11 protein-coding genes are annotated in these 11,952 nt (G+C 69.6%); 10 read left to right on the top strand and 1 reads right to left on the bottom strand.

Translation table 11 applies throughout. The annotated features are described in order from the left end of the window. The first annotated feature begins 33 nt into the window (after positions 1-33). Positions 34-255, top strand: a complete 222-nt coding sequence (locus ACIBTS_RS21695; RefSeq protein WP_319338897.1) for a hypothetical protein — start codon at positions 34-36, stop codon at positions 253-255. A 134-nt stretch (positions 256-389) separates the two neighbouring features. Here ACIBTS_RS21695 and ACIBTS_RS21690 read toward each other — a convergent pair whose 3' ends face one another. After that, positions 390-2,621, bottom strand: a complete 2,232-nt coding sequence (locus ACIBTS_RS21690; protein WP_399321331.1) for an alpha-L-fucosidase — start codon at positions 2,619-2,621, stop codon at positions 390-392. A gap of 445 nt (positions 2,622-3,066) precedes the next feature. Here ACIBTS_RS21690 and ACIBTS_RS21685 point away from each other — a divergent pair, with 445 nt between their 5' ends. From ACIBTS_RS21685 to ACIBTS_RS21645, 9 genes are all read left to right on the top strand, one after another. After that, positions 3,067-4,131 (top strand): sugar ABC transporter substrate-binding protein, encoded by a 1,065-nt coding sequence (locus tag ACIBTS_RS21685; RefSeq protein ID WP_319670215.1) that lies wholly within the window; start codon positions 3,067-3,069, stop codon positions 4,129-4,131. A 46-nt stretch (positions 4,132-4,177) separates the two neighbouring features. Then, on the top strand, positions 4,178-5,740 hold the full coding sequence (locus tag ACIBTS_RS21680) for a sugar ABC transporter ATP-binding protein (RefSeq protein ID WP_399321328.1): 1,563 nt from the start codon (positions 4,178-4,180) through the stop codon (positions 5,738-5,740). Beyond that, positions 5,733-6,773 (top strand): ABC transporter permease, encoded by a 1,041-nt coding sequence (locus ACIBTS_RS21675; protein WP_319338905.1) that lies wholly within the window; start codon positions 5,733-5,735, stop codon positions 6,771-6,773. The genes ACIBTS_RS21680 and ACIBTS_RS21675 overlap by 8 nt, the downstream gene beginning before the upstream one ends. Positions 6,774-6,865: 92 nt before the next feature. Beyond that, entirely contained in the window at positions 6,866-8,191 is a 1,326-nt protein-coding gene (locus tag ACIBTS_RS21670) for an L-fuconate dehydratase (protein WP_399321326.1), read from the top strand. Continuing rightward, on the top strand, positions 8,184-9,059 hold the full coding sequence (locus ACIBTS_RS21665; protein ID WP_399321324.1) for an amidohydrolase family protein: 876 nt from the start codon (positions 8,184-8,186) through the stop codon (positions 9,057-9,059). Before ACIBTS_RS21670 ends, ACIBTS_RS21665 begins: the two co-directional genes overlap by 8 nt. A gap of 12 nt (positions 9,060-9,071) precedes the next feature. Continuing rightward, positions 9,072-9,509 (top strand): RbsD/FucU domain-containing protein, encoded by a 438-nt coding sequence (locus ACIBTS_RS21660; RefSeq protein ID WP_319338910.1) that lies wholly within the window; start codon positions 9,072-9,074, stop codon positions 9,507-9,509. Beyond that, positions 9,506-10,549: an alcohol dehydrogenase catalytic domain-containing protein gene (locus ACIBTS_RS21655; RefSeq protein WP_319670211.1), complete on the top strand. Its 1,044-nt coding sequence runs from the start codon at positions 9,506-9,508 to the stop codon at positions 10,547-10,549. The genes ACIBTS_RS21660 and ACIBTS_RS21655 overlap by 4 nt, the downstream gene beginning before the upstream one ends. Continuing rightward, the gene (locus tag ACIBTS_RS21650; RefSeq protein ID WP_399321321.1) at positions 10,546-11,307 is read left to right on the top strand and encodes an SDR family oxidoreductase; all 762 of its coding nucleotides are present in this window, start codon (positions 10,546-10,548) and stop codon (positions 11,305-11,307) included. The genes ACIBTS_RS21655 and ACIBTS_RS21650 overlap by 4 nt, the downstream gene beginning before the upstream one ends. Further along, positions 11,304-11,951 (top strand): bifunctional 4-hydroxy-2-oxoglutarate aldolase/2-dehydro-3-deoxy-phosphogluconate aldolase, encoded by a 648-nt coding sequence (locus ACIBTS_RS21645; protein WP_399321319.1) that lies wholly within the window; start codon positions 11,304-11,306, stop codon positions 11,949-11,951. The genes ACIBTS_RS21650 and ACIBTS_RS21645 overlap by 4 nt, the downstream gene beginning before the upstream one ends. Position 11,952: the final 1 nt, after the last annotated feature.

Genomic DNA, 11,952 nt, shown 5'->3' with positions numbered 1-11,952 from the left:
GATTTTTCCCTGATGTCTATTCTGGGAGATCACATGCCTTCCGTCACCATACTCAGGCCCGGGCAGAAGGGAATAGACGAAGCATCGGGACAGTTCCGATGGACCTTCAACGCCGAAGTCGACGGGCGGGTCGGAGTCATTTCCGTTTTCTCTCCAGCTCCAATACCCGAGAGCTCGGCGGCTGAGAATGCGAAGCTGTTTCTCGAAGTCGATCCCAGCAATCTCGGCGGTGTGGTGTCCACGGAAATGCCGTAGCGCAGCGACCGAGCGCGAGCCGGCAGGGGCAGGGGACGCTGTGGTCTGCCCCGCGTCACCCCGCCGCCTGTCGGAGACCTTCTCCGCCCGCACCCCCGGCGACGGCCGGACGGATCCTTCACCGGCTCGAACTGTCAGAGCGCCGTGAAGGTCCACAGCAGGTTGGTGCTGCTGCCGTAGGTCCACTGCTTGGTGACGGAACCCGAGGCGACGTTGCCGCCGCCGTCGAGGACCAGGCCGGTGGTGCGGTTGGCGATCGAGTAGCTGCCGCCGCCCCGGTGGGTGATCTTCCACTGCTGGTTGGTGCCGCCGTTCCAGGCGGCCTGTCGGGCTGCGGAGCCGTCGCCGGTGGCGCCCCAGCCGTCGGCGACCATGCCGTTCGTGCGGTTGACCAGCTTGTAGTAGCCGCCGCCCACGTCGACCGCCTGCCACTGGAGGTTCGAGCTGCCGTCCCAGGTCCACTGCTTGAGGTTCGATCCGGAGGCGACGTTGCCACCGCTGTCCAGGGCGAGACCGTCGGTGACGTTGGTGAGCCGGAAGTACGTCGACGGGTTGAACTGGACCCTCAGCGAGGTGATCTGGTCGTTGTTGCCGGTGACCCTGAGGTCGGGGTTGTCGGCGGTGAACGTCCAGGCGGTGCCGGTGAAGTTGTCTGCTGAGTAGCCGATCACCTGGTAGCCGGGGCCCGGACGCAGGGAGGAGATGCTGCGCGTGCCCAGTCCGGCCGCTGTCAGATCGGCCGCGGTGTAGTCGCCGAGGGCGAACGCGGCGGAGCCGCCGGTGTAGTTGACGTCCGTGAAGGCGACGGCGCCGGCGAGCGGTGCCATGGCCGGGATGGTGCCGGAGAAAGAGAGCTTCAGGACGTAGGCGTTGGCACTGTAGGGCGCGGAGGAGGGCAGGGTGACCGTGAGGCCGGAGGAGCTCTGCGTCGGTGTGGGCAGGTCGATGTAGGTGCCGGCCGTGGAGCCGAGCAGCTTCACCGAGGTCAGCGACGAGAGGTTGATCCGGTCCGAGCTGAGCGTCTTGATCGTCAGCGAGGTGCCCGGCCAGCCCAGGACGGTGGCGTACAGGACATTGTTGGTCTTGTTGCGGGTGAAGCGGATGTCCTGCGCCGTGCCGGCCGTCGGGTTGGTGAAGGCGCCGCCGCCCATCTTCGTCGGGCCCTCGCCGTACACCGTCCAGGCGCGGGTCGAGTAGATCGACTCGCCGAAGCGCTTCAGATAGTCACCCATGCCGAGCAGGATGTCCTTCTGGGCCTGAGGGATCGTGCCGTCGGCCATCGGCGCGATGTTCAGCAGCACGTTGCCGTTCTTGCTGACCCGGTCGATGAACGAGTGCAGCATCTGCTTGATGCTGTAGTAGCCGATGCCCTGGGTGTAGCACCAGCTGCTGTTGGAGATGCTGTCGTCGGTCAGCCAGTACGGGGTGGTGAGGTCGGCGGGGCCGCCGCGCTCGTAGTCGAAGACCTCGCCCTTGCCGTTGAACCCGTCCTTGTAGGTGGCGACGACCTCGCGGCCCCAGGCGTTGGCCTGGTTGTAGTAGTAGGACAGGAAGTTCAGGCGCTGCGTCTCGTCGACCGCGTCCAGTTTGAAGTCCTGCCACAGGATGTCGGGCTGGGCGCGGTCGATGACCTCCTTGAGCTTGTCGTACCAGAGCTGGTTCTCCGCGGCCGAGCCCAGCTGCCCGTAGAGCTTCTTGAGGCTCGGGTCCGACTGTGCGGGGACGTTGTCGTAGAAGCCGTTGAAGTTGTAGGCGTGGTGCATGGCCACGAGCAGCTTGAGGTTCTTGGCGCGGATGGCCGTGGAGAAGAGCTGCAGCAGGTTCAGCCCCGGGCCCTTGTTCACCGAGTTCCACTCGTTGACCTGGCTGTCCCACATGGAGAAACCGTCGTGGTGCTCGGCGACCGGGCCGGCGTACTTGGCACCGGCGTCCACGAACAACTGGGCCCACTCGTCGGGGTCGAAGTTCCCGCCCGCCGACTTCAGCTTCGGCGCGAACTTGACGGTGTTGCCCGCCAGGTCCTGAGCACCGTTGATGAAGTTGTGGTACGGCCATGCCGACGGCTGGCCGAAGGTCGCGATGTGGTGCTGGTTGGCCGCGCTGCCGGATATGTACATGTTGCGCGGGTACCACTCGTTGTCGTAGGCGGGGACGCTGAAGACGCCCCAGTGGAAGTAGATGCCGAACTTGGCATCCTGGAACCATTCCGGGGCCGGTGGGTGCTGGTCGACCGAGCTCCAGTCGGGCGTGTAGGTGGCGGGCGCCGCTTGTGCGCCGCCGGCGGCGAACACACCTCCGGCGACGGCCGCCGCGGCCACGAAGGTGGCACCGGCCAGGAACTGGCGTCTGTTGAGCGAACTCGACATGGAGACATCCCTGATGCGGAAGGGGGGAGGGGGAGAACCGGGACGGCCGGTTGTTACGCATGAAGGTCGACCATGCGTCCCCGGGATGTCAACGGTGGCGCAGGGATGAAAAGACTTACCCGGCCAGGCGTTTTGCCCCTTTTGTTCGTTCTTCTTGCGCTTTCTCACTGCCCAGACATGGCATGTCTGCCGGATGACGCCCACCTGGATCACACCAGGAGCCCCTCCTGATTGATGGGATGGATCCCGCCACCGATCCACCCTCCCAGGACCCGCCAGGCCTCAAACACCCGTATTGACGTGCATCTTTGCATGAAATCGCACCGAGGACTAGACAGTCCGCCGCCACGCACCCTATAAACATCCCATCTCTTCGAAGTGACGGCACACAGTTGTCGCCCATGCGAAACATCTCCCGCTACGGGACCGGCGCGAGGAAGTACCGATGAGACTCAGAAACGCACTCTGTTCCACCGCCGCCGCCCTGTCCGCACTGGCGCTGCTCAGCGCCTGCGGCAGCGGCTCCAGCACCTCGGCGTCGTCGAGCGACGCGCCGCTGGTCGGCGTCGACTACCCGCGCTCCGACACCGACTTCTGGAACTCGTACATCAAGTACACGCCGGAGTCCGCGAAGAAGCTCGGCCTCTCGCTCAAGACCACGAACTCGCAGAACGACGTCGCCAAGCTGACCGCCAACGTGCAGACGTTCGTCAGCCAGGGCGTCAAGGGCATCGCCATGGCCCCGCAGGACACCGCCGCCATCGCGCCGACGCTGGCGCAGTTGGAGGCGAAGAAGATTCCGGTGGTCACCGTCGACACCCGCCCGGACAGCGGCAAGGTCTTCATGGTGGTGCGCGCCGACAACCGCGCGTACGGCGAGAAGGCGTGCCAGTACCTCGGCACGAAGCTCGGCGGCAAGGGCAAGGTCGTGATGCTGGAGGGCGGCCTGGACTCCATCAACGGCCGTGACCGCACCGAGGCGTTCAACGACTGCATGAAGAAGAACTACCCCGGCATCAAGGTGTTCGGCGAGGCCACCAACTGGGACGGCGCCGTCGCCGCGCAGAAGCTCCAGACGGACCTGACGGCCAACCCGGACATCAAGGGCGTCTACATGGAGTCGAGCTTCGCCCTGGCCGGCACCCTCCAGGTCCTGAAGCAGAAGGGCCTGTTGGTCGACCCGAAGGACAGCAAGCATGTGTTCGTCGTCTCCAACGACGGCATACCGGAGGAGCTGAAGTCCATCGCCGCGGGGAAGATCGACGCCACGGTCTCCCAGCCGGCCGACCTCTACGCCCAGTACGCCCTGTACTACCTGAAGGCCGCGATCGACGGAAAGACCTTCAAGCCGGGCAGGACCGACCACGACAGCACCATCGTGCAGGTGCGTGACGGCCTGCTGGAGGACCAGCTCTCCGCGCCGCTGGTCACCGCCGACGGCGGCACGTACGGCGGAGTCCCGAGCCTCAAGAGCACCGACACCTCCCTGTGGGGCAACCACCTCGGCTGACGGCTTGCCTGGATATCCAACGGCTCACGAACGCAAGGCGGTTGAGATGAGTGACGGGGAGCGAGCAGCCACCCCCGCGCCCGCCCCGGCGGACGACGGACGGGTCCCGGCGGACCCGCCCGTGGTCGAGGCGACGGGCATAGTCAAACGATTCGGTCCGACGGTGGCCCTGAACGGCGCCCGGATCACCATCAGGCCCGGCGAGACCCACGCACTCGTCGGCCGCAACGGAGCGGGCAAGTCGACCCTGGTCTCCGTCCTCACCGGTCTGCAGGCCCCGGACGAGGGCACGGTGACGTTCGGCGGCAGCGCGGCCCCACGGCTCGCCGACCGTGACGCCTGGCGGCAGCGCGCGGCCTGCGTCTACCAGAAGTCGACGATCATCCCCACCCTGACGGTCGCCGAGAACCTCTTCCTGAACCGGCACCACCACGGCCGCGGCCGGCTCATCAGCTGGCCGGGCGTGCGCCGCCGTGCACAGGAGACGCTGTCGACGTGGTCCGTGGACGTCGACCCGCAGACCCCCGCAGGTGAACTCGACGTCGAACAGCGTCAGTTCGTCGAGATCGCCCGTGCGCTGTCGTTCGGCGCCCGGTTCATCATCCTCGACGAGCCGACCGCGCAGCTCGACGCGGCGGCGATCAGCCGGCTCTTCGACCGGATCCGCGACCTGCAACGCCAGGGCGTGACCTTCCTGTTCATCAGCCACCACCTCCAGGAGATCTACGAGATCTGCGACATGGTGACGGTGTTCCGGGACGCCCGGCACATCCTGACCGCGCCGGTCGCCGAGCTCCCGCGGACCGAACTCGTCGCCGCCATGACCGGTGAGGCGGCGGCCGACCGGCGTGAGGAACGGGCGAGCAGCCTGGACGCCGAGGCGACGGCCGCGCTGAGTGTGCGGGCCCTGACCGGCGAGACCTACGGCGACGTCACCTTCCGGGTGGGCGCGGGCGAGATCGTCGGACTCGCCGGAGCGGCCGGCAGCGGCCGTACGGAGATCGCCGAGACCGTGGTGGGACTGCGGGCCGCCGACAGCGGTGATGTGGAGATCGCGGGGCAGCGGCCCCGGGCGGGTAGCGTGCCCGCCGCGCTGGCCGCCGGCGCCGGGTTCGTCCCGCAGGACCGGCACCACCAGGGCTTCGTCCCCGACATGTCGATCGCGGACAACGCCACTCTCTCCGTGCCCGGCCGGCTCGGCCACAACGGGTTCATCAGCGCCCAGCGCCGGGACCGGCTCGCCGAGGCCATGATCGAGAAGCTGGCGATCAAGACCCCGGGGCCGGACCTGCCGGTCTCCGCGCTGTCCGGCGGCAACCAGCAGAAGGTCGTCATGGCGCGCGCTCTCGCCGACGACCCCCGGCTGCTGGTGCTGATCAACCCGACCGCGGGCGTCGACGTGCGCTCCAAGGAGTTCCTCCTCGGCAAGGTCGAGGAGATCGCCGAGGCCGGCACCGGGGTGCTCATCGCCTCCGACGAACTCGACGACCTGCGGATGTGCGACCGGGTCCTGGTGATGTTCCAGGGCCGAGTGACCTCGGAAATCACCCGCGGCTGGCACGACCACGACCTCGTGGCCGCGATGGAAGGAGTGGACCTCAATGCCTGAAACCGTCCTCGCGGACGCCGCCGCCAACGCCGTGGAACCGCGGCAGAAGCGGACCGCGCTGCTCGGCGGCCGGATCCCCCTGGCCCGGCTGCGCGACCTGGCGCTCGTCCCCGCGATCGTCGTCATCGCGATCGTCGGCCAGATCGTCAACCCGGTCTTCCTGCAGGCCGACAACCTCATCAACGTCCTGCAGACCATGTCCGAGATGGCCCTGCTGGTCCTCGCCCAGACGATGATCCTGATCGTCAAGAAGATGGACCTCTCCCTGGAGTCCACCATGGGACTCGCACCCGGCATCGCGGCCTGGCTGGTGGTCCCGGTCGGTGCGGGTCACGGGCTCGGGCTCCTTCCGGGCGCCTGGTCGATCCCCGTCACCCTCGCCGTGGGCGCGCTCGTCGGCGTCATCAACTCCCTGCTGATCATCCGCTTCGGCCTCAACGGCTTCATCGTCACCCTCGGCATGCTGATCGTCCTGCGCGGCATCCTCACCGGCGTCTCCGGCGGCCAGACCTTCTTCCAGCTCCCGGAGTCCATGCTGTACCTGGGCACCGCCCAATGGTTCGGGATGCCCGCCTCCATCTGGATCTGCCTGGCGCTGTTCGCCGTCGCCATCGTGGTCCTGGGCTGGACCAGCTTCGGCCGTTCGCTGTACGCCATCGGCGGCAACGTCGACGCGGCGAAGGCGGCAGGTATTCGTACCGACCGGGTGCTGTGGATCGTCATCGTCACCGGCAGTGTGCTCGCCGCCCTCGCCGGGCTGATGCTCTCCGGACGCCTGGCCTCGGTGGCCTCCGCTCAGGGCAACGGCTACATCTTCACCGTCTTCGCCGCCGCCGTCATCGGAGGCATCAGCCTCAACGGCGGCAAGGGCACCATGTTCGGCGCGTTCTGCGGCGTCCTGCTGCTCTTCATGATCCAGAACGTGCTCACGCTGGCCGGCGTCCCCGCCCAGTGGATCGGCGCCCTCAACGGCCTGATCATCCTGGTCGCCCTCGCCATCTCCCGTATCACCGGCGGCAAGGTCCAGGAGTGACCCGGGCGGCCCCGCCGGCCGCCCACCTCCGCCGTGTTCACCTCTCGTCGCAAGGGGACCGGGTTCCCCTTGCCCTCACAGGAGTTGCCGCCATGTCCTCCACCGCGCCCTCATCCGCCCGCATCACCGCCCTGGACGTCCTGGACGTGCGGTTCCCCACCTCCGAACATCTCGACGGCTCGGACGCCATGAACCCCGAGCCCGACTACTCGGCCGCCTATGTCGTCCTGCGCACCGACGCCGGTGACGGGCTGGAGGGCCACGCCCTGGCCTTCACCACCGGGCGGGGCAACGACGCGCAGGCCGCCGCCATCGCGACCCTGGCCCCGCATGTGGTGGGCCTGTCGGTCGAGGAGGTCTGCTCCGACCTCGGAGCGTTCTCCCGCACCCTGGTCCACGATCCCCAACTGCGCTGGCTCGGGCCGGAGAAGGGCGCCATCCACATGGCGACCGGCGCCGTCGTCAACGCCGCCTGGGACCTCGCCGCCAAGCGGGCGGGCAAGCCCGTCTGGCGCTTCCTGGCCGACATGTCACCCGAGGAACTGGTCGCCCAGGTCGACTTCCGCTGGCTGAGCGACGCCCTCACCCCCGAGGAGGCCCTGGAGATCCTCAAGCGCGCCGAACCGGGCCGCGCGGAGCGCACCGCCCGCCTCCTGGAGCGCGGTTACCCCGCCTACACCACCACCCCCGGCTGGCTCGGCTACTCCGACGAGAAGCTGGCCCGCCTGGCCCGCGAGGCCGTCGCGGACGGCTTCACCCAGATCAAGCTGAAGGTCGGCGCGGACCTGGAGGACGACGTACGGCGCATGCGCACCGCCCGCGAGACCGTCGGCCCCGACATCCGCATCGCCGTCGACGCCAACCAGAGATGGGACGTCCAGCCCGCCATCGACTGGATGCAGGCCCTGGCTCCCTACGACCCGTACTGGATCGAGGAGCCCACCTCCCCCGACGACATCCTCGGCCACGCCGCCGTCCGCAAGGCCGTGGCCCCCATCAAGGTCGCCACCGGCGAGCACGTGGCCAACCGCGTCGTCTTCAAGCAGCTGTTGCAGGCCCGCGCGGTGGACATCGTGCAGATCGACGCGGCTCGCGTCGGCGGCGTCAACGAGAACCTCGCCATCCTGCTGCTCGCCGCGAAGTTCGGCGTCCCGGTCTGCCCGCACGCCGGCGGCGTCGGCCTGTGCGAGATGGTGCAGCACCTGTCGATGCTCGACTACGTCGCCGTCTCCGGCACCATCGAGGACCGGGTCATCGAATACGTCGACCACCTGCACGAGCACTTCGTCGACCCGGTGCACGTCACCGACGGCCACTACCTCGCGCCCACCCTCCCCGGACTGAGCGCGCAGATGCACCCCGAATCCCTGAAGGAGTACACCTACCCCGACGGCCCCGTCTGGGCGGCCCGTGTCTGAGCCGCTGCCCCTGATCGACGCCCACCACCACGTGTGGGACCTGGACCGGCGCCCCCAGCCATGGCTCGACGAACCCGGCCACGAACCGATCCGTCGCAGCTACGGCGTCGAGGAGCTGCGACGGGCCGCGACCCGGCCCGTCGCCGGACGGCGGCTGACGCGTACGGTGCTCGTCCAGTGCGTGGCGTCCGTCCCCGAGACGGAGGAGTTGCTGGACCTCGCCGACCAGGACCCGATGGTCGGCGCGGTCGTCGGCTGGGTGGAGCTGACCGCGCCCGATGTCGGGGACGTACTCGACGAACTGCGCGCCCGGCCTTCAGGCGGGTATCTGCGGGCCCTGCGCCACGTCGTGCAGGGTGAGTCCGATGCGGAGTGGCTGCAGCAGCCGGCCGTCGAGCGGGGTCTACGCGCCGTACAGGACAGAGATCTCGGCTACGACGTGCTCATCCGCAGCCACCAGTTCCCCCAGGCGATCCGTCTCGCCCAGCGCTTCCCGGACCTCCCGCTGGTCCTGGACCACGCGGGAAAGCCTCCCATCGGCCACCACACGATCTCCGACTGGGCACGGAACGTGCATGTCCTGGCCGGCTGTCCCCAGGTCCGGTGCAAGGTCTCGGGACTGATCACCGAGGCCGACCACCACGAGTGGACCCTCGACGACATCCGCCCGGTCTGGAACACCCTGCTGGCCGCCTTCGGCCCCGACCGGCTGATGTTCGGCTCCGACTGGCCCGTCTGTGTCCTCGCCGGCGGCTGGAACCGCTGGGCCGCCACCGTCGAGGAACTGCTGAACGCCTGCTCCCCGCACGAGAAGCAGGCGGTGCTCTGCGACACGGCGACCGCCTTCTACCGGCTGTCCGAGAAGTAAGGAGAGAACGCAGTGCTGCTGACCGAGCTGCTCCACCCCGGCATCCTCGAAGCGCTCGCCGGAGCCGGGCACGGCGCCCGCGTCCTGCTCGCCGACGGCCACTACCCCGCCGGCACCGCCACTGGCGAACGAGCCAGAACCGTCCACCTCAACCTGGCGCCGGGCACCTTGGACGTGACCACCGTCCTCGACGTGCTGCTGCGCGCCGTGCCCGTCGAGTCGGCGCAGGTGATGGTGCCGCCCGAGGGCGAACCGGAGCCGCCGGCCATCGCCGAGTACCGCTCCCTGCTGGCGCCCATCCCCGTCGAGACGCTCGGCCGCTTCGAGTTCTACGACGCCGCCCGCTCCCCCGACCTGGCGCTGGCCGTCGTCACCGCCGACATCCGTACCTACGCCAACCTGCTGCTGACCATCGGCGTCCGCGCTGAAGGGACCCTGAGAACACGATGACACTCGCCGTCCGATACACGTCCGCCCGCACCCTGGACACCGCGCCCGCAGACAGCTTGGAGCCAGGCCCCGGCGAGGTGGAACTCGCCCCCGCCTACGTCGGCATCTGCGGCACCGACCTGCACATCTTCCACGGCGACATGGACGCCCGGGTCAGCACGCCCGCAGTACTGGGACACGAGATGTCCGGCCGTGTCGTCCGCGTCGGAGTCGGCGTGGAGGGCTGGCAGCCCGGCGACGCGGTCACCGTGATGCCCCTGCGGTGGGACGACACCTGCCCCGCCTGCCGGGCCGGTCACCGGCATATCTGCCAGCACCTCGACTTCATCGGCATCGACTCCCCCGGCGCGATGCAGCAGCGCTGGACCGTCCCGGCCTCCGCCCTCATCCGCCTGCCCGCCAGCCTCCCGCTGGACCAGGCCGCCCTCGTCGAACCCACCGCGGTCGCGGTGCACGACGTCCGTCGCGCCGCCGTCGCAGAGGGCGAGAAGGTCGTCGTGGTCGGCGGCGGACCCGTCGGCGTCCTCATCGCTCTGGTCGCCCGGGCCGCCGGTGCCGAGGTGCGCGTGGTGGAACTCAACGCCCACCGGCGGCTGCTCGCCGAGGAACAGGGCCTGACCACCTGGGACCCGGCCGCCACCGACGTGACCGCCCTGGTGGGAGAGTGGACCGCCGACGCGGGTGCCGACGTCGCCTTCGAGGTCTCCGGCGCCGCCGGCGGCGTGAACACCGCCGTCGACGTACTCGGCGTTCGCGGCCGGCTCTGCCTGGTCGCCATCCACCCCAAGCCCCGCGAGATCAACCTGCACCGCTTCTTCTGGCGCGAGCTGACGCTCGTGGGAGCCCGGCTGTACGACCGCTCCGACTTCGAGCGGGCCGTCGCTCTGGTGGCGGACGGCACGATCCCCGCCGAGCGGCTGATCAGCAAGGTGGTGCCGCTCACCGAGGCGCCCGCGGCGTTCGAGGCGCTGGAGGCGGGCGGCGACGTGATGAAGATCCTGGTGGACTGCACGGACGAGGCCGAAGGAGCCGCCGTATGAACGTCTTCGATCTGACGGGCAGGCTGGCCGTCGTCACCGGCGCGCGGCGCGGCATCGGCCGGGCCGTCGCCCGCGCCCTCGCCGAGGCCGGCGCGGACGTCATCGGCGTCAGTGCCTCTCTCGAGGCGTCGGGCAGCGACGTCGAGAAGGACGTCGTCGCCGCGGGGCGCGCCTTTGAGGCGATCCGCGCCGACTTCGCAGACGCCGAGGCGGTACGGGCCCTGGGGGAGGACCTCGCGGGGCGGGAGCGGCCGGTGGACATCCTGGTGAACAACGCGGGCACCATCCGCCGCGCCCCCGCCGCCGAACACCCTGATGCAGACTGGGAGTTGGTGCTCCAGGTCAATCTCAACGCGCAGTTCGCGCTGACCCGGGCCGTCGGCGCGGCGATGGTGGCCCGCGGCCAAGGGAAGATCATCTTCACGGCGTCGCTGCTCAGCTTCCAGGGCGGCATCAACGTCCCCGGCTACACCGCCGCCAAGCACGGCGTCACCGGACTGACCAAGGCGCTGGCCAACGAATGGGCGGCGCACGGCGTCAACGTCAACGCCATCGCCCCCGGCTATATCGCCACCGACAACACCCAGGCCCTGCGAGACGATCCGGTGCGCAGTAAGGCCATCCTGGAGCGCATTCCGGCCGGACGCTGGGGCGGCGCCGACGACCTCGCGGGGGCCGCCGTGTTCCTGGCCTCGGACGCGGCCGCCTACATCCACGGCACCGTCCTGCCCGTCGACGGCGGCTGGCTCGGCAGATGACCGCCGACCTCGCCTCCGTGCTGTCCGGCGCCCGAGTCATGCCGGTGCTCACCGTCCCGTCCGCCGCGACCGCCGGCCCGCTCGCCGAGGCGCTCGCGGCGGGCGGCGCCCGGTGCGCCGAGGTCACCTTCCGCACCCCGGCCGCCGAGCAGGCGGTGCGGGCGATGGCGGCGCACGGCGGGCTGGTCGTCGGCGCCGGCACCGTACTCACCGCCGAGCAGGCGGAGCGCGCGGTGGCGGCCGGCGCCCGCTTCGTCGTCTCCCCCGGCTTCGACGAGCAAGTCGTCGCCGCCTGCCGGGAGTTGGGCGTTCCCGTGGTGCCGGGCATCGCCACCGCCACCGAGCTGATGCGGTGCCTGCGGGCCGGTGTCGACACCGTGAAGCTGTTTCCCGCCGAGCCCCTGGGCGGCCTGCGGACCCTCCAGGCGCTCGCCGCGCCGTTCCCCGGGGCGCAGTTCGTGCCGACCGGCGGCATCGGCGCCGACCGCCTGGGCGACTACCTCGGTCACCCCGCGGTCCTCGCCGTGGGCGGCAGCTGGATGGCCACCCCCGCCCATCTGGACCGTGCGGCGTACCCGGAGATCCGGCGGCTGACCGCCGAGGCCGTGGAGAGGAGTACGACGTGGGAGAGGAGTTCGACGTGAC

Source organism: Streptomyces sp. NPDC050121, from assembly GCF_044460385.1.
GTDB lineage: Bacteria > Actinomycetota > Actinomycetes > Streptomycetales > Streptomycetaceae > Streptomyces > Streptomyces soliscabiei.
This window is presented reverse-complemented; position numbering and strand designations above follow the sequence as displayed.

Coding starts and splice junctions, on each gene's coding strand:
- ACIBTS_RS21695 (WP_319338897.1), top strand. CDS start 34: ATGCCTTCCGTCACCATACTCAGGCCCGGGCAGAAGGGAATAGACGAA.
- ACIBTS_RS21690 (WP_399321331.1), bottom strand. CDS start 2,621: ATGTCGAGTTCGCTCAACAGACGCCAGTTCCTGGCCGGTGCCACCTTC.
- ACIBTS_RS21685 (WP_319670215.1), top strand. CDS start 3,067: ATGAGACTCAGAAACGCACTCTGTTCCACCGCCGCCGCCCTGTCCGCA.
- ACIBTS_RS21680 (WP_399321328.1), top strand. CDS start 4,178: ATGAGTGACGGGGAGCGAGCAGCCACCCCCGCGCCCGCCCCGGCGGAC.
- ACIBTS_RS21675 (WP_319338905.1), top strand. CDS start 5,733: ATGCCTGAAACCGTCCTCGCGGACGCCGCCGCCAACGCCGTGGAACCG.
- ACIBTS_RS21670 (WP_399321326.1), top strand. CDS start 6,866: ATGTCCTCCACCGCGCCCTCATCCGCCCGCATCACCGCCCTGGACGTC.
- ACIBTS_RS21655 (WP_319670211.1), top strand. CDS start 9,506: ATGACACTCGCCGTCCGATACACGTCCGCCCGCACCCTGGACACCGCG.
- ACIBTS_RS21650 (WP_399321321.1), top strand. CDS start 10,546: ATGAACGTCTTCGATCTGACGGGCAGGCTGGCCGTCGTCACCGGCGCG.
- ACIBTS_RS21645 (WP_399321319.1), top strand. CDS start 11,304: ATGACCGCCGACCTCGCCTCCGTGCTGTCCGGCGCCCGAGTCATGCCG.